The sequence below is a fragment of the Georgenia daeguensis genome, assembly GCF_039537705.1.
GTDB classification, from domain to species: domain Bacteria; phylum Actinomycetota; class Actinomycetes; order Actinomycetales; family Actinomycetaceae; genus Georgenia; species Georgenia daeguensis.
Genome location: NZ_BAABBA010000016.1, coordinates 21,727 through 44,239 on the forward strand (window position 1 = coordinate 21,727; position 22,513 = coordinate 44,239).

A 22,513-nucleotide genomic window follows, 5' to 3' on the forward strand; every position below is an offset into this window, starting at 1 on the left:
GCACGGTGCGGCAACGCGTGGAGCTTGGGGCATGGCGCACTCCTCGGCACACGTCGATCCATCGACTGGACCGGCATGGTTGAGGGCAGGCAGCCGACCCGCAGGTTATCCATGCGAACAACGGCGTCGGTGTGAGCCAGGACCATAGTCCCTTGTGGCCCGCGCCACAAGGATTCTGGAACCGGACTTCCACCAAGCGAACACCGCACGTCGTCGGAGCCCGAGCCGTCACGGCGACGCGTCGGGCGGCTACGTCGCGGCGCTCCGTGGGTCAGCGTCCGGTGGAGGGGCTCCGGCCTTCGCCCCGCTTCTCGGCCTCCCGACGTCGGCGCTCGACCTCCAGCTGTCGCTGGAACGCCCGCCGGGCCCGGGCGACGGCGGGGGTGGGGGAGTTGTAGGTACCGACCTTGCTCACGCCGTCGATCCTCGTCCGGCGCGCGGTCCGTCCGGCGGGACCTTCGGACCGATCCCGACGTGAGCCGGGTCGCGTCAGCGGTGCGGCGTGGTGAAATCGATCTCAGATCGCGGGCCGCCTCTGTCCGCAGTATGGGCAGCGACGTATCGTCAACCGGTCAATTCTCGAACAGGAGACCACCCGTGAGCACGTTGAGCACGACCACCGACTCCGGCCGGCCGGCCGATCCCGAGCACGCGCCGATCCCGCGCAGCCGCATCATCTTCGCGAGCCTCGTCGGCACGTCGATCGAGTTCTACGACTTCTACATCTACGCGACGGCGGCCATCTCGGTCTTCCCGCTGCTGTTCTTCCCCTCGGCCAGCGCCACCGGTGCCCTCCTGGCGTCCCTCGCCACGTTCGGCGTCGCCTTCGTCGCCCGGCCGGTCGGGTCGGTGCTCTTCGGACACTACGGCGACCGCATCGGCCGCAAGGCCACGCTCCTCGGCTCGCTGCTGACCATGGGCATCGCGACCGTGCTGATCGGCCTCCTGCCCACCTACTCGCAGATCGGGCTGTGGGCCCCGGCGATGCTCGCGATCATGCGCTTCGGCCAGGGCCTCGGGCTCGGCGGCGAGTGGAGCGGTGCCGCCCTGCTCGCCACCGAGTACGCCGAGAAGGGCAAGCGGGCCCGGGCGGCGATGTGGCCCCAGCTCGGCGCGCCGATCGGCTTCCTGTTCGCCAACGGCTTCTTCCTCCTGCTGGCCGTCGCCATGGGCCACGACAGCACCGACCCGGCCCACGACGGCGCCTTCCTCACCTGGGGCTGGCGCGTGCCGTTCCTGGCCTCGGCGGTGATCGTCGCGCTCGGCGTCTACGTCCGGGTCAAGCTCGAGGAGACCCCGGTCTTCGCCCGCGCCGTCGCGCGCGGCGAGAAGGTGAAGACACCGCTGAAGGCGGTCTTCCGCACCAGCTGGCGCCAGCTGATCCAGGGCACCTTCATCATGCTGGCGACCTACACGCTGTTCTACCTGTTCACCACGTGGATCCTCAGCTACTCCATCGGCGCCGTCGAGGACGGCTTCCTCGGCATCGGCTACCAGGACTTCCTCGTCCTGCAGCTGCTCGCGATCCTCTTCTTCGCCGCTTTCGTGCCGGTCTCCGGCTCCCTGGCGGACCGCTTCGGCCGCAAGCCGTTCCTCATCGTCGTCACCGCCCTGATCCTCGTCTTCGGCCTGACCTTCAACGCCTTCCTCAGCCCCGACGTCATGGGCACGGGCGACGGCGCGAACATGGGCCTGATGCTCGTCTTCCTCATCATCGGCATGACGCTGATGGGGCTGACCTTCGGCGTGCAGAGCGCGATCCTGCCGGAGCTGTTCCCGACCAACGTGCGCTACACCGGCTCGGCGATCGCCTACAACGTCTCCTCGATCCTGGGTGCCGCCGTCGCCCCGTTCATCGCGGCCTGGCTGGCCAGCTCCTACGGGGTCGGCTGGGTGGGCGTCTACCTCAGCGCGATGGCCCTGCTGACCCTCCTCGCGCTGTTCTCGACCAAGGAGACCAGGGACCTCGACCTGGACACCCTCGACGACGACGCCCGCGTCGCCGCCTGACGATCGCCGGACGCCCGGGCTCGCCCGCGGCGCCAGACGGAGCCATCGGCCCCGTCACCGTCCGGGCCCCGTCACCCTTCGTGGGTGGCGGGGCCCGAGCCGTCCCGATGTCACCCGAGCCACCGGGCCCCTTGTCGTGGCGAGTGGTGGGTGCGGCCGGGAAGCCTCTCAGAACCGGTCGGCGGTGCGCTGGAGCCGTGCGACGTAGTCGGCCCACCACTGCTCGCCCTGGTCCGGGAGGTTGCTCACGCCCTCCCTCAGCCCGGCCTGGCCGTCGATGAGCTCACGCAGGATGTCGATGTGCCCCGCGTGCCGGGCGGTCTCGGTCACGAGGTGGACGAGAACGAGGTGCAGGGTCACGGGGCCGGACTTCCACCACGGCACCTGCCGCTCGGTGTCGAGCGGCAGCTGATCGATCGTGTGCAGGCTGTACTCCAGGGCGCGCTCGTACAGCTGCAGGACGAACTCGCGCGACTCGTCCTCCGTGGCCCACATGTCGGCGTTGTCCTCGGCGCCCTCCTCGTTCCACGAGAGCTCGATGCCGTGCGGCTGCCCGAACAGTGCGAGGTAGTCGAGCTCGACACTCGCCAGGTGCTTGACCACGCCGAGGATGTTGGTCCCGGTGGGGGTGAGTGGCCGGCGCAGGTCGCGCTCGCTGAGTCCGTCCGCCTTCCACAGCACCGCCTCGTGCAGGCTCGTCAGGTAGCGCTTGAGGGTTGCCTTCGGCTCGTCCATGTGCGCGACCCTAGGACGGGCGAGGCGGACCGGAACAGCGTTTTGTGCCGGATGCTGCTGTCGCCGTGGTCGGCGCAGGACACCCGGCGGCGTTGCCGCCTCACAGCCGGTGCAGCGTCACCTCGAGCACCCCGGGCCCGCCGATCGTCGCCCTCATGTAGGTGCGGTGGGGCTGGCGCCGCCGGTCCGTGGGCGAGCCGGGGTTGAGCAGCCGCAGCCCTTTCGGAGTGGTCGTGTCCCACGGGATGTGGCTGTGCCCGAAGACGAGGACGTCGGTGTCGGGGAACGCCGCGTCCATCCGTCGCTCGCGGCCCTGGGCGGCCCCGGTCTCGTGGACGACGGCGATGCGGGTGCCCTCGACCGTCACCCGGGCCACCTCGGGCAGCCGGCCGCGGATCTCCGGGCCGTCGTTGTTGCCCCAGCAGCCGACCAGGCGCCGGGACCGTGCGGTGAGCTCGTCGACCAGCCGGACGTCCACCCAGTCGCCGGCGTGGATGACGAGGTCGGCGCGCTCGACCGCGGCCCAGACCTGCGCGGGAAGCTCCTTGGCGCGCCTGGGCCACTGGGTGTCGGCGAGCAGCAGCGCGGTGGTGGTCACCGCGCCGCCGCCCCGAGGTCAGGGGCGCCGCTCAGGTGAGCGGGCGGTCGTCGGTCCGCCGGGGGTCGACGTCCCCTTCGTGCCGGCCGTGATCGCGGTCGGTGAGGCGGTCCCGGTCGGTGAGCCCGTCCCGGTCCCGGTCGGTGAGCCCGTCCCGGTCGCGGTCGGTGAGGCGGTCCCGGTCCGTGAGGCCGTCCCGGTCGGCGTCGCGGTCGCGATCCGTGAACCGGGCGCCGGTCGCACCGGCGTCGTCGGCGTACGTGTCGGACCCGTGGCGACCGTGCGAGCCCTCGCGTGTGGCGAGGTCGTCCGGGTCGAGGGCCGAGGCGTCGCGCTGGTGACGCTCCGCCTCCAGACGAACCTTCTCCGCCTCCTCGGCACGCAGCCGCGCCTCGCGCTCGAGCCGGTCGGCCTCGACCCGCGCCCGCTGGGCCTCGGCGTCGGTGGCCGCCGCCTCGGCGGCACGCTCGCGGGCGGCCAGGTCACGCTCCTCGCCCTTCGCGCGTAGGTCCCGCGCCTGGGCGCGGCGCTCCTGCTGCGCGACGAGCTCCCGCTCCCGCTTCTTCCTGCTCGAGGCGATGACCAGGATGATGATCAGTGCCACGACGACGACCGCGATGACGATCCAGATCCACGGTTCCATGAGGACGTGCCTCCTTAGGTTCGATGATGCCTGGTCCCATGGAACCGGAGGTGGAGCGTTCCGGCCACCGGAGAGGCGCTCTCACCTGCGCCGATGCCTCGCCTCGCTCAGCCGTGCGCGCGCAGCACCTGCCGCACGAGAGCGTCGAGCCGCCGCCCGTGCGCGCCGTGCCAGTACGGCCGCCCGCACGCCGCGCACCGGACGAACTCCCGGTAGGTGCGCAGCGTGCCGGGCTCGAGCAGGTGGGCCACCTCCTCGACGCTCGCGGGGACGAGCTCGCCGCCGCAGGCGACGCAGCGCGTGTACGGCGCGAGCGGGGGCGCGAACCGGTCCAGGACGTCGTCGAGCTGGTCCGCCACGGCGCTGCCGCGCACGTGCGCCGCGCGCGCGAGGAAGGCCCCGCCGTCGCCGGCCGGGAGGGGAGCCAGCACGCGGCGGCGCAGCAGCGCGTGGTCCTGGGTGAGGAGCACCCGGGCCTCGCCGAGCGCGCGGGCGACCAGGTCCGCGTCACCCACGTCGTTGCCGTAGGCGACGTCGAGGCCGAGCAGGCGCATCCGCCGGGCGAGCGCGCCGAGATGGACGTCGAGGACGAAGCGCGCGGAGACCGCCAGCTGGGGACGGCTCACCGCGGCGACCTCCACCACGGCACCCGGGGACGGGCGGTGCTCCGGGGTCACCTGGGCATCGTTGTCCACGACGCGCAGGGCGCCCACCTCGGTGAGGGGGACGCCCGCGGCCGGGACGAGGTGGGCGAGGGGCGTGCCGGGGTCGAGCGGGACGTCGAGCCCGCCGTCGCGCCGGGACCTCGGCGGGAGGAACGAGCGCAGCTCGGGCGCGACGAGCAGCCGGACCGTCGCGCCCATCGCGCTACGCCCCGAGCGCCGCCAGGACGACGACGGCGGCCCGCTCGGCGGCCTCGTCCACGCCGAGGTGGAAGTCCTCGCCGGCGTCCGGCCCGCACAGGTCGGAGATGCCGCGCACCGACAGGAAGGGCAGGGAGTAGGAGTGCGCAACCTGCGCCAGGGCGGTGGTCTCCATGTCCGTGCTCAGCGCGTCGGGGAAGTGCCCACGCACCTCGGCGATGTTGACGTCGGTGATGAAGGAGTCGTCCGAGACCATCTGGCCCACCCGGAGCGCGCCGGCGGGCGGTGCCGCGCTGGAGGCCGCCGCGAGGAGCGCCTGGTCGGCCTCGTAGGACGCCGGCATCCCCGGGACCTGCCCGCGGACGTAGTCGAACGCCGTCGCGTCGGCCCCCGCGTAGGTGTAGGAGTCGCCGACGACGACGTCGCCCACCTTCACGCCCTTCGCGAGACCGCCCGCCGAGCCGGTCGAGATGATGGCGCGCGGCCGGGAGGTGGAGAGGGCGGCGACGGCCGCCGCGGCCGCGTTGACCAGCCCGATGCCGCTGCGCACGATGAGCAGCGTCGCGCCGCCGATCTTCACCACCTGGCCGCGGGCGCGGCCGCGCTCGACCACCGGGCCGGCGTCGGTGGCGCGGCGCGAGTAGGGACGGATCTCCTCGTCCATCGCGCCGACGACGACGGCGTCCACGGCCGGGCCCCGGCCGGGCGGCGTCGCGATGCCCGAGGCGTCGGCGGCGGTGGTGTGGAGCGTGCTCACGCCGTCACCTGCGCCCACTCGTCGCGGCGGGCCAGCATCGCCCGCGCGGCCACCTGGGCGCCGGGGAGGGTGTGGCTGGCGGCCCACCCGCACTGCGTCTCGTTGGCGGCGGGGACCTCGGTGGCGTCGACGACGTCCTGCAGGGTGGTGGCGACGAGGTCGAGGACCTCCTCGTAGGGGTGCTCGCCGACCAGCAGCAGGTAGAAGCCTGTCTGGCAGCCCATGGGGGAGAAGTCCACGACGTCGTCCGAGTGGTTGCGCACGTGCTCGGCGAAGGTGTGCTCGAGGGAGTGCACCACCGGCATCTCGAGGTGGTCGACGTTGGGCTGGCAGAAGCGCACGTCGTACTTGGTCAGCACGTCCCCGCCGGGCAGGTGCTTGGTGTCGGCCACCCGCACGTACGGCGCGGCGACGGTGCGGTGGTCGAGGTTGAAGCTCTCGACGTTCATGGGCATGCGGGGCTCCTTCGGTGGGGTCGGTGCGCCGCCATCATCCCGCAGCCGGCGCCGTGACGAGCAGCTGACGGATCTCCTCGGCGTCCACGTCCTCGACCGTGGCCGGGGACCAGGCGGCGGCGCGGTCCTTGTCCACGAGCACCGCGCGCACGCCCTCGGCGAAGTCCGGGCGGCCGGTCAGCCACACGGCGGCCCGCAGCTCGTTCTCCAGGGACCGCGCGAGGGACGACGTCGCGGCGGCCCTGAGCAGCTCCAGGGCGACGACCAGTGAGGTCGGGCTCATCGTGCGCAGCGTCGCCGCCGTACCGGCCGCCCACTCCTCGCCGGCGGCGTCCAGGCGGGCGAGGATCTCGGGCACCGTGCCGGCGGAGAAGGCGGCGTCGATCGCGTCGCGGTGCGGTGCGATCACGGACGCGCCGGCCTCGGCGGGGTCCGCCGCGTGGCGGGCGAGGGCCGCCGCGGTGCCGTCGGCTCCGGCGTCGTCCAGGAGGGCGACGACGGACGCGGCCGGGACGAAGTGGGTCGCCAGGCCCAGGGCGAGGGCGTCGGCCGCGCCGATGCGCGCACCGGTCAGCGCGAGGTAGCGGCCGACGGCGCCGGTGGGGTCGCCGGTCAGGTGGGAGAGGAAGTGGGTGGCGCCGACGTCGGGGGTGAAGCCGAGCGCCGTCTCCGGCATGGCGAGCAGCGCGCGCTCGGTGACCACGCGCGCGCTGCCGTGGACGCTCACGCCGAGCCCGCCGCCCATCGCGACGCCGTCGAGCACGGCGACGTACGGCTTGGGGTACTCGGCGATCGCCCGGTTGAGCGCGTACTCCTCGGCGAAGAACGTCTCCGAGAGGTCGGGGCGCCCGGCGAGGATCGCCTCGCGGGCCGCCCGGACGTCCCCGCCGGAGCAGAACGCGCGCCCGCCCGCGCCGGTGACCAGCAGCTCGGCGACCGCGTCGTCCGTCCGCCACCGCTCGAGCACCTCGCGCAGTGCCCGGATCATGCCCAGGTCCAGCGCGTTGAGAGCCCGGGGCCGGTCCAGCTCGAGCCGGCCGACCTTCCCTTCCGTCCACGACCGCACCGTCATGCCCGTCACCTTCTCACGGCCGGCGGTCAGCCTCTCGTCCGGGTTGCCCGACTCGTCGACCCGTCCGCTCGTGCCGGAGAGGTCACGAACTCGGCGACCGGTCACCGGATCGGTGAGGTTTCGGTGCCCCTGCGCCGTCGAATCCTCACCGTCGTCGAGTCCTCGAGCCTCACCGTCGTCCGCGGCACGTCCGGCGGCTGCAGGACGTGGCTCCCCGTGGCTGCACGTGCCGAGGGCGGAGGCGCCGCTCCTACCCCTCGGGTCGGGTGACGAGCCCCTCGGAGACCATCCAGTCCAGGGCGACGTCGGCCGGCTCCTCGCCGTCGACGTCGACGCGGGCGTTGAGCTCGATGAGCAGCTCGTCGGTCAGCAGGGGCGTGATCTGCTCGAAGACGTCCGCGATGCGCGGGAACTGCTCGACCAGCTCGGTGTCCAGGTACGGCGCCACGTTGTAGGACGGGAAGTACGCCTCGTCGTCCTCCAGCACCGTCAGGTCCAGGGCGAGGATGCGGCCGTCGGTCGTGAAGATCTCACCGAAGTTGCACGCGCCGTTCGCGGTCGCGGCGTAGATGGCGCCGGTGTCCATGACCCGGATGTTGTCGCTGGGGACGCCGTCGGGGGAGTCGAGCGGGATGCCGTAGTGCTCGAGCATCGGCTCCAGGCCGTCGTCACGGCTGCGGAACTCGGACTCCACGCAGAAGGTGCGCTGCTCGACGGGCAGGTCCTTGATCTCGCTCAGCGAGGTGATCCCGAGCGCGGCCGCGGCGTCGGGCCCCATGGCGAAGCCGTAGGTGTTGTTCATGGGTGCGGGCGGCAGCCACGTCAGGCCGTTCTCCAGGTCGGCGTCGTGGACGGCCTGCCACTGCTCCTGCTGGTCGGGGATGCCCTGCTGGCCCATGTAGACCACCCACGCGGTGCCGGTGTACTCCCACTGCATGTCGGTGTCCTCGGCCAGCTGGCCCTCGCGGGCGGCCACGGAGCCGGGGATGTTCGTGGAGTCGGTGACCTGGAACCCGGCGGCGCGCAGCGCGAGGACGGCGATCTTGCCGAGGATGAGCTGCTCGGTGAAGTTCTTCGAGCCCACGGTCACCGAGACGTCCTCCGCGCCCTCGACAGGCTCGATGGCGGCGGGGGCGACGGCGGGGACGTAGCCGGTGGCGGGCTGCAGTCCGCAGCCGGCCAGGCCCAGGGCGGCCGCGCCGGCGGCGAGGGTGGCGGCGGTGCGGTTGCGGCGGTTCATCACAGTCCTCGGGGGTGGGCGACGTGCTCGACGACGCGGCCGAGCCAGTCGATCAGCAGTGCCAGCAGCGCGACCAGCAGGGCGCCGGAGACGAGCAGGTCGGGCAGGTACAGGTTGATGCCGGTGGTGATGAGAATGCCGAGCCCGCCGCCGTCGATGAAGACGGCGAGGGTGGCGGTGCCCACCAGCAGCACCAGGGCGGTGCGCACCCCGGCGAGGATGACCGGCACGGCCAGGGGCAGCTCCACCCGCAGCAGCACCGCGAGGGCGGACATCCCCATGCCCCGGCCCGCCTCGACCAGTTTGGCGTCCACGCCGGACAGCCCGACCATGGTGTTGCGCAGCACCGGGAGCACGGCGTACGCCACCAGGGCGACGACCGCGGTCCACGGGCCGAAGCCGAGCCACATGGCCAGGAGGACGAACAGCCCGATGGCGGGGGCCGCCTGGCCCACGTTGGCCACCGCGATCACCGGTCCGGACAGCCGCCGCAGCGGCCGCCGGGTCAGCAGGATCCCGAGCGGGACCGCCAGGACCACGACGATCGCGGCCGCCAGGAACGTGAGCCGGAGGTGCTCCGCGATGGCCGGGCCCAGGGAGTCCCAGGAGAGGGGGCGAGCCTCGGTCTCGGTGAGGTCCGCCGTCGCCAGCCAGACGAAGTAGCCCGCCAGGACGACGGCGATCAGCGCCGGCTGGATGAGGAGGCCGCGCCAGGACCGCCAGCCCGCCGAGGACTCGATCGTGGCCTCGACGGCGGCCGCAGCCTGGGTCTCCGGCACGGCCCGGGTGCGGTCGCCGTCAGGCCGGGCCGGTGCCGGGGCGCTCACGAGGAGGCCCCCGCGGCCTCCGGCGTCATGTGGGACATCACCTGGTCGACGGTGACGTAGCCGAGGTAGGCGTCACGCCGGCCGGTGACGATCACGCCGTTCTGGGACGCGGTCAGCATCGTGTCCAGGGCCTCGCTGAGGGTGGAGCGGCGCGCCAGCGTGGGCAGCATCTCGTCGACCTCCGCGGAGATCGCGGTCTCGGCGGCCAGCTGGTCCGCGGGGTGCCAGCGCAGGGGCCGGCCGCGGCCGTCGAGGACGGCGACGTGGTCGTCCCCCGCCTGCCGGGCCCGGGCTGCGGCCTGGGGGCCGGACTCCCCGGCCTGCGCCGTCGTCCCCTGCTGCAGGGCGAGGTCGCTCATGCGGGTCAGCGACAGCGTCTTGAGCGCGGCGCCCTTGCCGATGAAGTCGGCGACGAAGTCCTCCGCGGGGTTGGCGAGGATCTCCTCCGGGGTGTCCAGCTGGACCACCCGGGCACCGACGTCGAGGATCGCGATCCGGTCGCCGAGCTTGACTGCCTCGTCGAAGTCGTGGGTGACCATGACGATGGTCTTGCCGAGCTCCTCCTGCAGGTTCAGCAGCTCGTCCTGCAGGCGCTGGCGCGTGATGGGGTCCACGGCGCCGAAGGGCTCGTCCATGAGCAGCACCGGCGGGTCCGCGGCCAGGGCCCGGGCCACGCCCACGCGCTGCTGCTGGCCGCCGGAGAGCTCGCGGGGGTACCGGTCGCGGTAGGTCGCCGGGTCGAGGCCGACCAGCTCGAGGAGCTCGTCCACCCGGGCGGCCGTGCGCGCCTTGTCCCACCTGAGCATCCCCGGCACGAGGGCGACGTTCGCCCCCACGGTCATGTGGGGGAAGAGGCCGCCGGCCTGGATGACGTACCCGATGCGGCGGCGCAGCCAGTCCGGGTTGGTGGTGGTCACGTCCTCGCCGCCGACGACGATCCGGCCCGAGCTCGGCTCGATGAGCCGGTTGATCATCTTCAGCGTCGTCGTCTTCCCGCAGCCGGACGGGCCCACGAGCATGAGCATCTCGCCGGCGCGGATCTCCAGGTCGATGTGGTCGACGGCGGGCCGGGCCTGCCCGGCGTACTGCTTGGTGACGTCCTGGAGGTGGATGGCGACCCCCGTGGTGCCGGTCTCCGACGAGACGGCCGACGGGGCGGCCGACGGGGCGGCGGCGACGGACGAGGCGGGTGCGGCGGTGTCAGGCACGGATCCCCCTGGGGATGGTCAGGCGGCCGACCAGCACGAGCAGGAGGTCGACCACGAGGGCGAGGAGGACGACGGCGATCGTCCCGGTGAGAGTGGAGTAGACGGAGTTCGCCCCGCCGAGCCGGGCGAGGCCGGAGAAGATGAAGCCGCCGAGGCCGGGGCCGAGGACGTACGCGGCCACGGCGGCGATGCCCATGACCATCTGCGTGGACACGCGGATCCCGGCGAGGATCACGGGCCAGGCCAGCGGGAGCTCGACGCGCGCGAGGGTGGCCGCGCGGCTCATCCCGATGCCCCGCGCCGACTCCACCGTGCCGCGGTCGACTCCGGAGAGGCCCACGACGGCGTTGCGCAGGATCGGCAGCGCCGCGTAGAAGGTGACGGCGATGACGGCTGGCAGGACCCCGAAGCCGAAGGGCGCCAGCAGCAGGCCGAGCAGGGCGAACGAGGGGATCGTCAGGCCGATCGCCGAGGCCGAGTTCGCCAGCGAGGACAGCCGCGGGCTGCGGTACACGAGCACCGCCACGACGAGCGCGATCACCGTGGCGAGCACCACGCACTGGATCACGAGACTCGCGTGCTGGTACGCGAGGTAGAGGATCTGCCCGCGTCGTTCGAGCACGTAGTCCCACATGTGGTGGTGTCTCCTCCAGGGCGGTCGGCCGGCCCGCGGGCCGGTCAGGCGACGGCGACGTGCGCCGCTGTCGAGCCTCTTCAATTACGGGCGGCGATCGACGATATAGAAGTTGCGGTGCCCTCGCGACCCGGGAGGGCCGACGCGACACGCCGGGGCGACGCGACACGCCGGAATATCGGACCGCCGGGACGGGGTCCGGGAACCTCCGGGCGCCGGTCTGTGCACAGCGTGTGGACGATGGCCCGCCGGCCCTGTCCACAGCCGGGTCGCACCCGGTCGGCGGGCGGCGATGTCAGTGGTGCGTGCGAGTCTCGGACGTGGGGGAGGCGGCCGTCACAGCTCCGGCGCGAGCTCGTCCACAGGCCGTCCCCACCCGGCGGGCGCGGCTCCACAGAGGGGTGGTGAGGGGTGTGGACGGACGGCGTGCGACGACACGCCCTTCCCCATCATCTTGGGGTCCCTGTCGTGCACCACCCCTAGGTGTAGTGTTTGAGACCCGGGATGAAGTGCAGCCCGGCACGAACCACATTCTTGTTGTTACAACCGTGTCAGAGCGTTTTCTGGCCTGTGACGACGCACCGAGGCAAGGAGATCGGCTCAGATGAGCATCACCGTCTACAGCAAGCCGTCCTGCGTCCAGTGCGACGCCACCTACCGCGCGCTGAACAAGCAGGGGCTCGAGTACGAGGTCGTGGACATCACGGTCGACGCCGAGGCGCTCGAGAACGTCAAGGCGCTCGGCTACCAGCAGGCGCCGGTGGTCTTCGCCGACGGCGACCACTGGTCCGGCTTCCGTCCCGACAAGATCAAGGCGCTGGCGGCCCAGCAGGCCGCCGCCGTGAGCGCCTGAGGTTCGCCCTCATCTTCGGCCGGGTCATCGCGACCCGGTGGCCCGGCCGAACACCAACGCACCACCCGCGGCGGCGCGGTCAGCACCGGCACGAGAGGGGCAGAAATGGGCAGCATCGTCTACTTCTCCTCCGCCACGAACAACACCCACCGGTTCGTGGAGAAGCTCGGCCTGCCCGCTGACCGCATCCCGCTGCGGGCGACCGACCCGCCGCTGCGTGCGGAGGAGGAGTACGTGCTCCTCGTCCCCACCTACGGCGGCGGGAACGGCCGCGGAGCGGTGCCCAAGCAGGTCATCCGGTTCCTCAACGACGAGCACAACCGTTCACTCATCCGGGGCGTCATCGCCGCCGGCAACCTCAACTTCGGTGCGGCCTACTGCATTGCCGGCGACATCGTCGCCGCGAAGTGCAAGGTGCCGTACCTGTACCGATTCGAACTACTGGGAACGACCGAGGACGTCACGCGCGTCCGCGAGGGATTGGGGCAGTTTTGGCAGCAACGCTCACAGATACCGGCGTAGAGGTCGCCAGCGCGCCGGAGCTCGACTACCACGCGCTGAACGCGATGCTCAACCTGTACGACGCGGACGGCAAGATCCAGTTCGACGCCGACCGTGAGGCGGCGCGTCAGTACTTCCTCCAGCACGTCAACCAGAACACCGTCTTCTTCCACACCCTCAAGGAGAAGCTCGACTACCTGGTCGAGGAGGGCTACTACGAGGGCGAGGTGCTCGCCAAGTACTCCTTCGAGTTCCTCACGAAGCTCTGGGACCTCGCGTGGTCGAAGAAGTTCCGGTTCGACACCTTCCTCGGCGCGTTCAAGTACTACACGTCGTACACGCTCAAGACCTTCGACGGTAAGCGCTACCTCGAGCGGTTCGAGGACCGCGTGGTCATGGTCTCCCTCGCCCTGGCCGACGGCGACGAGACGCTGGCGACGAACATGGTCGAGGAGATCCTCGCCGGCCGCTTCCAGCCCGCGACCCCCACGTTCCTCAACGCCGGCAAGGCGCAGCGCGGCGAGCTCGTCAGCTGCTTCCTGCTGCGCGTCGAGGACAACATGGAGTCGATCGCCCGCGGCATCAACTCCGCGCTCCAGCTCTCCAAGCGTGGCGGGGGCGTGGCGCTGTCCCTGACGAACATCCGCGAGGCCGGCGCCCCGATCAAGAAGATCCAGAACCAGTCCTCGGGCGTCATCCCCGTGATGAAGCTCCTCGAGGACTCCTTCTCCTACGCCAACCAGCTCGGGGCCCGCCAGGGCGCCGGTGCGGTGTACCTCAACGCCCACCACCCCGACATCATGAAGTTCCTCGACACCAAGCGGGAGAACGCGGACGAGAAGATCCGCATCAAGACCCTCTCCCTCGGCGTGGTGATCCCGGACATCACCTTCGAGCTCGCCAAGAAGAACGAGGACATGTACCTGTTCTCGCCCTACGACGTCGAGCGCGTCTACGGGGTGCCGTTCTCCGAGGTGAACGTCTCGGAGAAGTACCACGAGATGGTCGACGACGGCCGGATCAAGAAGACCAAGCTCAACGCGCGCGACTTCTTCCAGACCCTCGCCGAGCTGCAGTTCGAGTCGGGCTACCCCTACATCGTGTTCGAGGACACGGTGAACCGGGCCAACCCGATCAAGGGCAAGATCACCATGTCGAACCTGTGCTCGGAGATCCTCCAGGTCTCCACTCCCTCGACGTTCAACGAGGACCTCAGCTACGCCCAGGTCGGCAAGGACATCTCCTGCAACCTCGGCTCGCTGAACATCGCCAAGGCCATGGACTCCCCGGACCTCGGGAAGACGGTCGGCACGGCGATCCGCGCGCTGACCGCCGTCGCCGACCAGACCCACATCTGGTCCGTTCCCTCGGTCGAGCAGGGCAACAACGACTCCCACGCCATCGGCCTGGGGCAGATGAACCTGCACGGGTACCTAGCGCGCGAGCGGATCTTCTACGGCTCCGAGGAGGGCCTGGACTTCACGAACATGTACTTCTACACGGTGGCGTTCCACGCCATCGCGGAGTCCAACAAGATCGCCATCGAGAAGGGCCAGACCTTCAAGGGCTTCGAGGACTCCAAGTACGCCAGCGGCGAGTACTTCGAGAAGTACGTCAGCGGCACCTGGGAGCCGCGCACCGAGCGGGTGCGTCAGCTCTTCGCCGACGCCGGCGTGCACATCCCCACGCAGGAGGACTGGCGCGCGCTGGCCGAGTCGGTGAAGCAGCACGGCATCTACAACCAGAACCTCCAGGCCGTCCCGCCGACCGGCTCGATCTCCTACATCAACAACTCCACGTCCTCCATCCACCCGATCGTGTCCAAGGTGGAGATCCGCAAGGAGGGCAAGATCGGGCGGGTGTACTACCCGGCGCCGTACATGACGAACGACAACGTCGAGTACTACGAGGACGCCTACGAGATCGGCCCCGAGAAGATCATCGACACCTACGCCGAGGCCACGCAGCACGTGGACCAAGGCCTGTCGCTGACGCTGTTCTTCAAGGACACCGCCACCACCCGTGACGTGAACAGGGCCCAGATCTACGCCTGGCGCAAGGGCATCAAGACGCTCTACTACATCCGCGTCCGCCAGCTCGCCCTCGAGGGGACCGAGGTCGAGGGCTGCGTCAGCTGCATGCTCTGACACTCCCGCCGGCCGACGGCGGACGCCATGCTCCGCCGTCGGCCCCCGGTGGGAGGATCCCACCCGGGCGGTCCACCCCCGCCCCGCACAGCACACCCCGGCCCCGGTGCCGGCAGACGAAACAGGAGAGGCACGCACCGTGTCGGAGAAGCTGAAGCTGGTCAGCAGCGTCCAGGCCATCAACTGGAACCGCGTCCAGGACGACAAGGACGTCGAGGTCTGGGACCGCCTGACCTCCAACTTCTGGCTGCCCGAGAAGGTGCCGCTGTCCAACGACATCCAGTCGTGGGCGACGCTGACCGAGTCCGAGAAGCTCATGACCACGCGCGTCTTCACCGGGCTCACGCTCCTGGACACCATCCAGGGAACCGTCGGCGCCGTCTCGCTCATCCCGGACGCCGTGACCCCGCACGAGGAGGCCGTCTACACGAACATCGCGTTCATGGAGTCGGTCCACGCGAAGAGCTACTCCTCGATCTTCTCCACGCTGATCTCCTCCAAGGAGATCGACGAGGCCTTCCGCTGGTCGGAGGAGAACGAGAACCTCCAGCGCAAGGCCCAGATCGTCATGGACTACTACCGCGGCGACGACCCGGAGAAGCGCAAGGTCGCCTCGACCATGCTCGAGTCGTTCCTCTTCTACTCCGGCTTCTACGCGCCGATGTACTGGTCCAGCCACGCCAAGCTGACCAACACCGCGGACCTGATCCGCCTGATCATCCGCGACGAGGCCGTCCACGGCTACTACATCGGCTACAAGTTCCAACGGGCCCTGGAGAAGGCGTCCGCCGAGCGCCGCCAGGAGCTCAAGGACTACACGTTCGAGCTGCTCTTCGAGCTGTACGAGAACGAGGAGCAGTACACCGAGGACCTGTACGACCCGCTGGGGCTGACGGAGGACGTCAAGGCGTTCCTGCGGTACAACGCGAACAAGGCCCTGAACAACCTCGGCTACGAGGGCCTGTTCCCCAAGGACCAGACGAACGTCAGCCCGGCGATCCTCTCCGCGCTGAGCCCCAACGCGGACGAGAACCACGACTTCTTCTCCGGCTCCGGCTCCAGCTACGTCATGGGCAAGGCCGTGAACACCGAGGACGAGGACTGGGACTTCTGAGGTCGTCGTGCCGAGCAAGGCCCTGACTGGCACTCTGCAGACTTCGCGGCGACTCTGCGGCGAGAGTCGGTGCGTGGTGCCGGTCAGGGCCGCCTTGTCGAAACGGATCGCCCGGGTCGCCTGAGGCGGCGTAGCCCACGAGCCGGTCCAGGTGGTCACGTCCGTGGCGGCTGTCCCCGCGGATCCCCGAAGGTGCAGAGGCCAGGCGGCCTCGAACGTGGCTGTGGAGTCTCGTCGTCGGCTCGCGGGTGGGCGCGTGGTGCCGCCGACGGGTCGTCAACTACCTCCAGGGTCCCGTTTCCGGCACGTGGTGCCGGATCTTCCCTGGTCGGCGGCACCACCACCCGTCTGGAGTGCCCGCCGGGTCGTCGCACGGGCCTGTGAGGGGAGGAGTCAGCGCTTGGCCGCCACCCCGTGGTGGCGTGGACCGAGCAGCTCGTCTGCGACCTCGCAGGGGTCCTGGCGGGTGTCGATGTCGCGGACGTCGCAGGCGACCCGGCGCACGAGGGTGCACAGGGTCTCGCGCTCGTCCGGGCCGAGCGGGGCGAGAACAGCGTCCTGGGCGTCCTGGACGCGCCGCTCGAGCTCGGCCAACGTCCGGGTACCGGCGTCGGTGGCCACGATCTTGCGCTGCCGCCGGTCGGCCGGGTTGGGCCGGCGCTCGACCAGGCCCGCCTCGACGAGGTCGTCGATGAGGTAGGTCATCACGGACCGGTCGATGCCGAGATGGGCGGCCAGGGCGAGCTGGCTGGGCTGGTCGCCGTGGACCACGGTGCTGATGATCTGGTAGCCGCGGTGGCCGTGCGGGAGGTCTGCGAGAACCCCACTCATGGCGTCCTGGTAGGCGCGGAGAAGAACGCCTAGGGACCAGCCGAAGTCCTCGGCGTGGCCGCCGGGTCCACGGTCCTGGCGCTGAGTGCTCACCGACGGAATGTTATCCCGCGTTGAGTGGTTGCACAACACGTCGGCTGCGCATATCGTCTGTTCCGCAACACATCTGGGGTGCGGAGGTTCCGTCGCCGGCAGAGTGGAAGGACCAGGGACGTGGAGCTCGGGATCTACAGCTTCGGCGATGTCCAGCGCGACCCGGCGACGGGGCGGCTCGGCAGCACCGCCGACGCGCAGCGCAACCTGCTCGAGGCGATCCGGGTGGCCGACCAGGTCGGCCTGGACTACTTCGGGATCGGTGAGCATCACACCCGACAGATGCCGGCGTCGGCGGCCGCCACGGTGCTGGCCGGCGCCGCGACGATCACGGACAACATCCGTCTGGGCTCGTCGGTGACCGTGCTGAGCACCGACGACCCGGTGCGTGTGTTCCAGCAGTTCGCGACCCTGGACGCGATCTCGGGCGGGCGGGCGGAGATCACCGCGGGCCGCGGCTCCTCGATCGAGTCCTTCCCGCTCTTCGGCTACGCCCTCGAGGACTACGACGCCCTGTACGAGGAGAAGCTGGCCCTGCTGATGCAGCTCAACGACCTGGGGGAGGACGAGCCCATCAGCTGGCGGGGCCGCTTCCGCGCCCCGCTGACCGACGCGGTCGTGGTGCCCCGGCCCGACGCCGGCAGGCTGCCCCTGTGGCGGGCCACCGGCGGCAGCCCGTCCTCCTCGATGCGCGCGGGCCAGCAGGGCCTGCCGCTCGCCTACGGCATCATCGGCGGCCAGCCGGCCCGCTTCGCCGGACTGGCGGACCTGTACCGCACCGCCGCCCGGCGCGCCGGGCACCCCGAGGAGCGCATCAAGGTCGCCGTCGCGAACCTCGGTTTCGTCCACGAGGACGGCCAGCGCGCGAGGGACCTGTGGTTCACCCACTGGGGCAACATGATGGCCGCCCTCGCCCCGACCCGAGGGTGGCGTGGCCCCGACCGTCGTGTCTACGACCGCGACACCGCCCCGGACGGCGCCTTCTTCGTGGGCAACGCTGAGGAGGTCGCGGCCCGCATCGTGGCGCTGCACCGGGATCTGGGTCATGTGCGCCAGATCTTCCAGATCGACATCGGGCATCTGCCCCAGGCCGACTTCCTGCGCTCCGTCGAGCTGCTCGGCACCGAGGTCAAGCCGCTGGTCGACGCCGAGCTCGGCACCAAGGTGCCGGCATGAGCCCCGCCCTCGGGATCCTGGGCGCCGGCCGGGTAGGGACGGCGATCGCCCGCCAGGCGCTGCGGACCGGGCACGACGTGGCGATCGCCGCGTCGGGCGACCCGGCCGACATCGACCTGATCGTGGAGGTGATGGCGCCCGGCGCGAGAGCCGTCACCGCGGCCGAGGCTGCCCGGACGGGCGACCTGGTGGTGCTGGCCGTGCCGCTGCGCAGGTACGCCACCCTTGACCCGGACATGCTCGCCGGCCGCGTCGTCGTCGATGCGATGAACTACTGGGCCGAGACCGACGGGCACATCCCCGCTCTCGGGGTCGCTCGATCCTCCTCGGAGATGGTCGCCGACCACCTGCCCGGCGCCCGGCTGGTCAAGACGCTGAACCACATCGGCTACCACGAGCTCGAGACCGACCACGCCCCCGCCGGCACACCGGACCGCCGCGCCCTGGCGGTGGCCGGGGACGACGGCGCCGCCCGCGCCGGCGTCCTGGAGCTGATCGAGCGCCTCGGCTTCGACGCCGTCGACGCCGGGCCGCTGGCGGCCGGGGTCGCCCTCGAGCCCGGGACCGAGATCTTCACCGGACGGCACGACCGGCGCGCCCTCGAGCGGCTGCTCGAACGCGCCGACGCCGCCCAGCCGACCCGCTGACCCGGCGCACCGAGACCTCCACGGAAGAAGGAAGCATGCCCGACTACGGACACGACCTGCTGTTCGGGTCGTTCATCACCCCCACCAACGCCGCACCGGACCGGGTGATCGGCCTGGCCCAGCTCAGCGAGCAGCTCGGCCTGGACCTGGCCACCTTCCAGGACCACCCCTACCAGCCCGGCTTCCTCGACACCTGGACCCTGCTGAGCTGGGTCGCCGCCGAGACCGAACGCATCCACGTCGCCCCCAACGTCACCAACCTCCCGCTCCGTCCCCCGGCGGTGCTGGCCCGCGCGGCCGCGAGTCTGGACCTGCTCAGCGGCGGCCGGTTCGAGCTCGGCCTGGGCGCCGGCGGCTTCTGGGACGCCATCGAGGCCATGGGCGGCCGGCGGCTCACGGCCGGCCAGGGGGTCGACGCCCTGAGCGAGGCGATCGACATCATCCGCGGCACCTGGGACACCGGGAACCGCGAGCGGTTCGTGGTCGACGGCACCCACTACCGGGTCGACGGCGCCAAGCGCGGACCGGCGCCGGCCCACGACATCGGCATCTGGATCGGCGCCTACAAGCCCCGCATGCTGCGCCTGACCGGACGCCAGGCCGACGGCTGGCTGCCGTCACTGGGCTACATCAAGAGCCTGCAGGACCTCTCCGACGCCAACGCGACCATCGACCAGGCCGCCACCGAGGCCGGCCGCGACCCGCGCGCCGTGCGCCGCTTCCTGAACATCGGCGGCCAGTTCACCCCCGAGTCGAGCAACCGCCTCCTGGTCGGCCCGCCCGAGCAGTGGGTCCAGCAGCTCGCCGCCCTGACCCTGCAGTACGGCTTCAGCGGCTACATCCTCATGGGCGACGACCCCACCACCCTGACGCTCTTCGCCCAGGAGGTCGCGCCCGCCCTGCGCGAGCTCGTCGCCGCCGAGCGGGCAGCGGCCCCCGCGGCTGCGACCGGGTCGAGCTTCTTCCGCGCCGGCAGCTGACCCCCACCGAGACAAGAGAGAGACGTTCGTGGACTACGGCCACCCCCTGCAGTTCGGCACCTTCATCACGCCGACGAACGACCGGCCGCAGGCCCCGGTCGACCTCGCCCGCCTGAGCGAGGACCTCGGCTACGACCTGGCCACGTTCCAGGACCACCCCTACCAGCCCCGCTTCCACGACACCTGGACCCTGCTGAGCTGGGTCGCTGCGAGGACCACGCGGATCCACCTGGCGGCCAACGTCCTCAACGTCCCCATGCGCCCGCCCGCCGTGGTCGCCCGGGCCGCGGCGAGTCTGGACCTGATGTCCCGCGGCCGGGTCGAGCTCGCGCTCGGCGCCGGCTTCTTCTGGGACGCGATGGCGGCCATGGGCGTCCCCCGCCTGGACCCCGGGGAGTCGGTCGACGCCCTGGCGGAGGCGATCGACGTCGTCCGCGGTATCTGGGCCGCCGACTCCCGGTCCCCGCTGAGTCACGTCGGTGAGCACTACCGTCTGCAGGGTGCCGAGCGCGGCCCGGCCCCCGCGCACAACATCCCCGTCTGGGTCGGCGGGGGCAAGCCCCGCATGCTCCGGCTGATCGGCGAGCGGGCCGACGGCTGGATCGTCCCCGGCGCCACCGCGGGCCTGCGTGACCTCGCCGCCGGCAACGCCCGCATCGACGCCGCCGCCACCGCGGCCGGCCGCGACCCCCGCGAGATCCGCCGCATCGTCAACGTCTCCGGCCGCTTCACCCCGACACCGGGCGGGTTCCTCACCGGACCCGCGGAGCAGTGGGTCGAGGAGCTGCTGCCGCACGTCGTCGAGGACGGCGCCGGCACCATCATCCTCGCCTCCGACGACCCGGAGGCGCTGCGCCGCTTCGCCGGCGAGGTCGCCCCCGCCCTGCGCGAGGCCGTCGACACCGAGCGCGCCACCCGGGGAACCCCGGTCGGCGTCGTGCCCAGCATCCGTATCCGGGCCAGGCGGCGCGAGGGCATCGACTACGACCATCTTCCGGCCGGGCTGCGCGGCGGCGCCGTCGAGCCCGGTGACGCCGCCTACCCGACCGTCCGGTCGGGGTACATGCGCGGCGGGTCACCCGGGTTGGTGCTCCGGGTCCACGACGCCGCCGAGGTCGCCGACGCCCTGACGTTCGCCCGCGCCCAGCCCGTGCCCCTGTCCGTCCGCAGCGGCGGCCACGGCATCTCCGGGCGCTCCACCAACAACGGCGGCATCATCATCGATCTGTCGCCCATGAATCGGATCGACGTCCTCGACGAGACCACCCGCCTGGTCCGGATCGAGGCCGGCGCCCGCTGGGGCGACGTCGCCGAGGCCCTCCAGCCCCGCGGCTGGGCGCTCAGCTCCGGTGACTACGGCGGCGTCGGCGTGGGCGGCCTGGCCACCACCGGCGGCATCGGCTTCCTCGGCCGCCAGCACGGCCTGACCATCGACCACCTCCGCGCCGCCGAGATCGTGCTCGCCGACGGCAGCCTCGTCCGCACCAGCGAGACCGAGAGCCCCGACCTGTTCTGGGCCATCCGCGGGGCGGGGTTCAACTTCGGCATCGTCACCGCCTTCGAGTTCCAGGCCGACGAGGTCGGCGACCTCGGCTACGCCCAGCTCATCTTCGACGCCACGGACACCGCAGCCTTCCTGGAGAGCTGGGGCGCCGCCGTCGAGGCCGCACCGCGGGACCTGACCAGCTTCCTCATCATCGGCCGCCCCCGCGACGGGCGCGTGATCGCCCAGACCATGACCGTCATCGACTCCGACGACCCCGACACCATCCTCGCCCGGCTCCGGCCCTTCGCCGGCCTCGGCCCGCTCGTGGGCCAGCAGGTCCAGATCACCCCCTACACCGGCATCGTCACCCCGCCCGAGGGCATGCACGCCGGCCAGGGCGAACCGATCAGCCGCACCGGTCTGCTCGAGCACCTCACGCCCGAGTTCGCGGCTGACGCCGCCCGCCTCATCGCCAGCGGGGAGTCCTACTGGTTCCAGATCCGCGCCATGGGCGGCGCGATCGCCGACGTCGCCCCCGACGCCACCGCCTTCGCGCACCGCTCGGCGAACTTCCAGGTCGTCGCCATGGGCGCCAGCCGCACCCGCCTGGACCCGATCTGGGACGCGATGCGCCGGCACTTCACCGGCCTGTACGCCAGCTTCGAGACCGACACCCGCCCGGAGCGGCTCCTCGAGGCCTACCCGCCCCGGACCCTCGACCGGCTGCGCGACCTCAAGCGTCGCTACGACCCCGACAACGCCTTCCGCGACAACTTCAACATCGACCCCGCCCACGAACCCGCGCGCCCATAGCGGCAGCCGCCCTTCGTGCTGCGGAGCGGGCTCCTAGTCCGCGACGACGGCGCAGGCCACCCGTCCGCCGGCGTCCCCGGTGGCGCGGGTCGTCGCGTCCGGTCCGTCAGGCGCGTAGCGCTCCGGGATGTTGGCGAAGTTGTCCCGGCCCGCGTGGATCATGACGGCGCTCCCGTCGTCGTCGAGCAGGTCGTCCTCGTCGAAGGCGTCGGTCTCGAACGTCAGCGTCGCCCGCCCGTCCTCGTCGACGAACAGCGACGGCAGGTCACCGATGTGCTGACCGTGGTCGGCCTCCCCGGCACCGAGGTGGCCACCGGCGGAGAGGAAGTCGCCCACCTGCTCGGGGTCTGACGGGTTCGCGCTGTCCGGCTCGCACTTCCCGATCCCGTGGACGTGGAACGCGTGGAAGCCCGGCTCCAGGTCGCTGACCCGGACCGCGACGCGGGTCCTGCCGTCGTCGGTGTCGATCCGGACCCTGCCGAGCGAGTCGCCGTCGTCGTCGCGGAAGGTTCCGGACAGGTCCCAGCCGCCGTGGTGGTGGCCGTGACCGCCCCCGTGGTCGCCGTCCCCGCCGAAGCTCAATATCCCGCCCGTCGCCAGCAGGATCCCGGCAGATGCGGCGCTGGCCATCATCGCTCTCCGCATGACTTCCTCCTTCGGTGGTCGGCCGAGGCGGGCTCGCCCAGGAACGTGGAGCGCCCGCTCGGCGGTCGTCCCCAGGTGCGCGACCCCGATGTCGCGCGGTCCCCGGCGCCCACATTGTGTCCTGGCGGCTATGACACGACCGTCACCGCCGTGTCACCCACGCGTCGCCCTCTCGGCGGGCAGCG

Annotated in this window: 23 protein-coding genes; 9 read left to right on the plus strand and 14 right to left on the minus strand. The window is 71.6% G+C overall.

Annotated elements, in window-relative coordinates; all coding sequences use genetic code 11:
• Positions 1–271: 271 nt before the first annotated feature.
• Entirely contained in the window at positions 272–415 is a 144-nt protein-coding gene (locus ABD774_RS15040) for a hypothetical protein (protein ID WP_345042819.1), read from the minus strand.
• Between the two features lie 191 nt (positions 416–606).
• On the opposite strand from ABD774_RS15040, the gene ABD774_RS15045 reads away from it, so the two are divergent.
• Complete coding sequence (locus ABD774_RS15045; protein ID WP_425554566.1) at positions 607–2,010, plus strand: MFS transporter; 1,404 nt, start codon at positions 607–609, stop codon at positions 2,008–2,010.
• 168 nt (positions 2,011–2,178) lie between these two features.
• Here ABD774_RS15045 and ABD774_RS15050 read toward each other — a convergent pair whose 3' ends face one another.
• The 11 genes from ABD774_RS15050 to ABD774_RS15100 all read right to left on the minus strand — a co-directional run bounded on the left by ABD774_RS15050 (position 2,179) and on the right by ABD774_RS15100 (position 11,042).
• Entirely contained in the window at positions 2,179–2,745 is a 567-nt protein-coding gene (locus ABD774_RS15050) for a DinB family protein (protein WP_345042823.1), read from the minus strand.
• Between the two features lie 100 nt (positions 2,746–2,845).
• Positions 2,846–3,343, minus strand: a complete 498-nt coding sequence (locus tag ABD774_RS15055) for a metallophosphoesterase family protein (protein WP_345042826.1) — start codon at positions 3,341–3,343, stop codon at positions 2,846–2,848.
• 31 nt (positions 3,344–3,374) lie between these two features.
• On the minus strand, positions 3,375–3,986 hold the full coding sequence (locus tag ABD774_RS15060) for a hypothetical protein (protein WP_345042828.1): 612 nt from the start codon (positions 3,984–3,986) through the stop codon (positions 3,375–3,377).
• Positions 3,987–4,093: 107 nt separating this feature from the next.
• Positions 4,094–4,849, minus strand: coding sequence for a Mut7-C RNAse domain-containing protein (locus ABD774_RS15065; protein ID WP_345042831.1), 756 nt, complete (start codon positions 4,847–4,849; stop codon positions 4,094–4,096).
• A 4-nt stretch (positions 4,850–4,853) separates the two neighbouring features.
• Positions 4,854–5,606 (minus strand): 5'-methylthioadenosine/S-adenosylhomocysteine nucleosidase, encoded by a 753-nt coding sequence (gene mtnN / locus ABD774_RS15070; RefSeq protein WP_345042833.1) that lies wholly within the window; start codon positions 5,604–5,606, stop codon positions 4,854–4,856.
• Positions 5,603–6,061, minus strand: a complete 459-nt coding sequence (locus tag ABD774_RS15075; RefSeq protein ID WP_345042836.1) for an S-ribosylhomocysteine lyase — start codon at positions 6,059–6,061, stop codon at positions 5,603–5,605. Before ABD774_RS15075 ends, mtnN begins: the two co-directional genes overlap by 4 nt.
• Before the next feature lie 34 nt (positions 6,062–6,095).
• On the minus strand, positions 6,096–7,133 hold the full coding sequence (locus ABD774_RS15080) for an enoyl-CoA hydratase/isomerase family protein (RefSeq protein ID WP_345042838.1): 1,038 nt from the start codon (positions 7,131–7,133) through the stop codon (positions 6,096–6,098).
• Positions 7,134–7,383: 250 nt separating this feature from the next.
• On the minus strand, positions 7,384–8,373 hold the full coding sequence (locus tag ABD774_RS15085; RefSeq protein ID WP_345042840.1) for a glycine betaine ABC transporter substrate-binding protein: 990 nt from the start codon (positions 8,371–8,373) through the stop codon (positions 7,384–7,386).
• A complete protein-coding gene (locus ABD774_RS15090; protein WP_345042994.1) occupies positions 8,373–9,113 on the minus strand; it encodes an ABC transporter permease in 741 nt (246 codons plus the stop codon). The genes ABD774_RS15085 and ABD774_RS15090 overlap by 1 nt, the downstream gene beginning before the upstream one ends.
• Before the next feature lie 83 nt (positions 9,114–9,196).
• Positions 9,197–10,312, minus strand: coding sequence for an ABC transporter ATP-binding protein (locus ABD774_RS15095; RefSeq protein ID WP_486327327.1), 1,116 nt, complete (start codon positions 10,310–10,312; stop codon positions 9,197–9,199).
• A gap of 88 nt (positions 10,313–10,400) precedes the next feature.
• The gene (locus tag ABD774_RS15100) at positions 10,401–11,042 is read right to left on the minus strand and encodes an ABC transporter permease (protein WP_345042845.1); all 642 of its coding nucleotides are present in this window, start codon (positions 11,040–11,042) and stop codon (positions 10,401–10,403) included.
• 604 nt (positions 11,043–11,646) lie between these two features.
• Here ABD774_RS15100 and nrdH point away from each other — a divergent pair.
• The 4 genes from nrdH to nrdF all read left to right on the plus strand — a co-directional run bounded on the left by nrdH (position 11,647) and on the right by nrdF (position 15,657).
• Positions 11,647–11,895, plus strand: a complete 249-nt coding sequence (gene nrdH / locus ABD774_RS15105; RefSeq protein WP_345042847.1) for a glutaredoxin-like protein NrdH — start codon at positions 11,647–11,649, stop codon at positions 11,893–11,895.
• Between the two features lie 105 nt (positions 11,896–12,000).
• Entirely contained in the window at positions 12,001–12,417 is a 417-nt protein-coding gene (gene nrdI / locus ABD774_RS15110; RefSeq protein ID WP_345042850.1) for a class Ib ribonucleoside-diphosphate reductase assembly flavoprotein NrdI, read from the plus strand.
• Positions 12,418–12,461: 44 nt separating this feature from the next.
• A complete protein-coding gene (gene nrdE / locus ABD774_RS15115; protein ID WP_486327328.1) occupies positions 12,462–14,543 on the plus strand; it encodes a class 1b ribonucleoside-diphosphate reductase subunit alpha in 2,082 nt (693 codons plus the stop codon).
• Between the two features lie 139 nt (positions 14,544–14,682).
• Positions 14,683–15,657: a class 1b ribonucleoside-diphosphate reductase subunit beta gene (nrdF, locus tag ABD774_RS15120; protein WP_345042855.1), complete on the plus strand. Its 975-nt coding sequence runs from the start codon at positions 14,683–14,685 to the stop codon at positions 15,655–15,657.
• A 393-nt stretch (positions 15,658–16,050) separates the two neighbouring features.
• Here nrdF and ABD774_RS15125 read toward each other — a convergent pair whose 3' ends face one another.
• Positions 16,051–16,581, minus strand: coding sequence for a MarR family winged helix-turn-helix transcriptional regulator (locus ABD774_RS15125; protein WP_345042857.1), 531 nt, complete (start codon positions 16,579–16,581; stop codon positions 16,051–16,053).
• Between the two features lie 120 nt (positions 16,582–16,701).
• Between ABD774_RS15125 and ABD774_RS15130 the strand changes: the two genes are divergently transcribed.
• Genes ABD774_RS15130 through ABD774_RS15145 form a run of 4 tightly spaced genes read left to right on the plus strand, consistent with a single transcriptional unit; the run spans position 16,702 to position 21,683 of the window.
• Positions 16,702–17,757 (plus strand): LLM class flavin-dependent oxidoreductase, encoded by a 1,056-nt coding sequence (locus ABD774_RS15130; protein ID WP_345042859.1) that lies wholly within the window; start codon positions 16,702–16,704, stop codon positions 17,755–17,757.
• The gene (locus ABD774_RS15135; RefSeq protein ID WP_345042862.1) at positions 17,754–18,404 is read left to right on the plus strand and encodes an NADPH-dependent F420 reductase; all 651 of its coding nucleotides are present in this window, start codon (positions 17,754–17,756) and stop codon (positions 18,402–18,404) included. Before ABD774_RS15130 ends, ABD774_RS15135 begins: the two co-directional genes overlap by 4 nt.
• A gap of 35 nt (positions 18,405–18,439) precedes the next feature.
• Positions 18,440–19,384 (plus strand): LLM class flavin-dependent oxidoreductase, encoded by a 945-nt coding sequence (locus ABD774_RS15140; protein ID WP_345042865.1) that lies wholly within the window; start codon positions 18,440–18,442, stop codon positions 19,382–19,384.
• Positions 19,385–19,412: 28 nt separating this feature from the next.
• On the plus strand, positions 19,413–21,683 hold the full coding sequence (locus tag ABD774_RS15145) for an LLM class flavin-dependent oxidoreductase (RefSeq protein WP_345042867.1): 2,271 nt from the start codon (positions 19,413–19,415) through the stop codon (positions 21,681–21,683).
• A 33-nt stretch (positions 21,684–21,716) separates the two neighbouring features.
• On the opposite strand, the gene ABD774_RS15150 is transcribed toward ABD774_RS15145, so the two are convergent.
• The gene (locus ABD774_RS15150; RefSeq protein WP_345042870.1) at positions 21,717–22,328 is read right to left on the minus strand and encodes a superoxide dismutase family protein; all 612 of its coding nucleotides are present in this window, start codon (positions 22,326–22,328) and stop codon (positions 21,717–21,719) included.
• Positions 22,329–22,513 lie beyond the last annotated feature (185 nt).

Excerpts from the sequence above, each read along its gene's own strand:
- ABD774_RS15050 (WP_345042823.1), bottom strand. The coding sequence starts at position 2,745 with ATGGACGAGCCGAAGGCAACCCTCAAGCGCTACCTGACGAGCCTGCAC.
- ABD774_RS15060 (WP_345042828.1), bottom strand. The coding sequence starts at position 3,986 with ATGGAACCGTGGATCTGGATCGTCATCGCGGTCGTCGTCGTGGCACTG.
- ABD774_RS15065 (WP_345042831.1), bottom strand. The coding sequence starts at position 4,849 with ATGGGCGCGACGGTCCGGCTGCTCGTCGCGCCCGAGCTGCGCTCGTTC.
- ABD774_RS15075 (WP_345042836.1), bottom strand. The coding sequence starts at position 6,061 with ATGCCCATGAACGTCGAGAGCTTCAACCTCGACCACCGCACCGTCGCC.
- ABD774_RS15080 (WP_345042838.1), bottom strand. The coding sequence starts at position 7,133 with ATGACGGTGCGGTCGTGGACGGAAGGGAAGGTCGGCCGGCTCGAGCTG.
- ABD774_RS15085 (WP_345042840.1), bottom strand. The coding sequence starts at position 8,373 with ATGAACCGCCGCAACCGCACCGCCGCCACCCTCGCCGCCGGCGCGGCC.
- ABD774_RS15100 (WP_345042845.1), bottom strand. The coding sequence starts at position 11,042 with ATGTGGGACTACGTGCTCGAACGACGCGGGCAGATCCTCTACCTCGCG.
- nrdH (WP_345042847.1), top strand. The coding sequence starts at position 11,647 with ATGAGCATCACCGTCTACAGCAAGCCGTCCTGCGTCCAGTGCGACGCC.
- nrdI (WP_345042850.1), top strand. The coding sequence starts at position 12,001 with ATGGGCAGCATCGTCTACTTCTCCTCCGCCACGAACAACACCCACCGG.
- nrdE (WP_486327328.1), top strand. The coding sequence starts at position 12,462 with ATGCTCAACCTGTACGACGCGGACGGCAAGATCCAGTTCGACGCCGAC.
- ABD774_RS15135 (WP_345042862.1), top strand. The coding sequence starts at position 17,754 with ATGAGCCCCGCCCTCGGGATCCTGGGCGCCGGCCGGGTAGGGACGGCG.
- ABD774_RS15140 (WP_345042865.1), top strand. The coding sequence starts at position 18,440 with ATGCCCGACTACGGACACGACCTGCTGTTCGGGTCGTTCATCACCCCC.
- ABD774_RS15150 (WP_345042870.1), bottom strand. The coding sequence starts at position 22,328 with ATGCGGAGAGCGATGATGGCCAGCGCCGCATCTGCCGGGATCCTGCTG.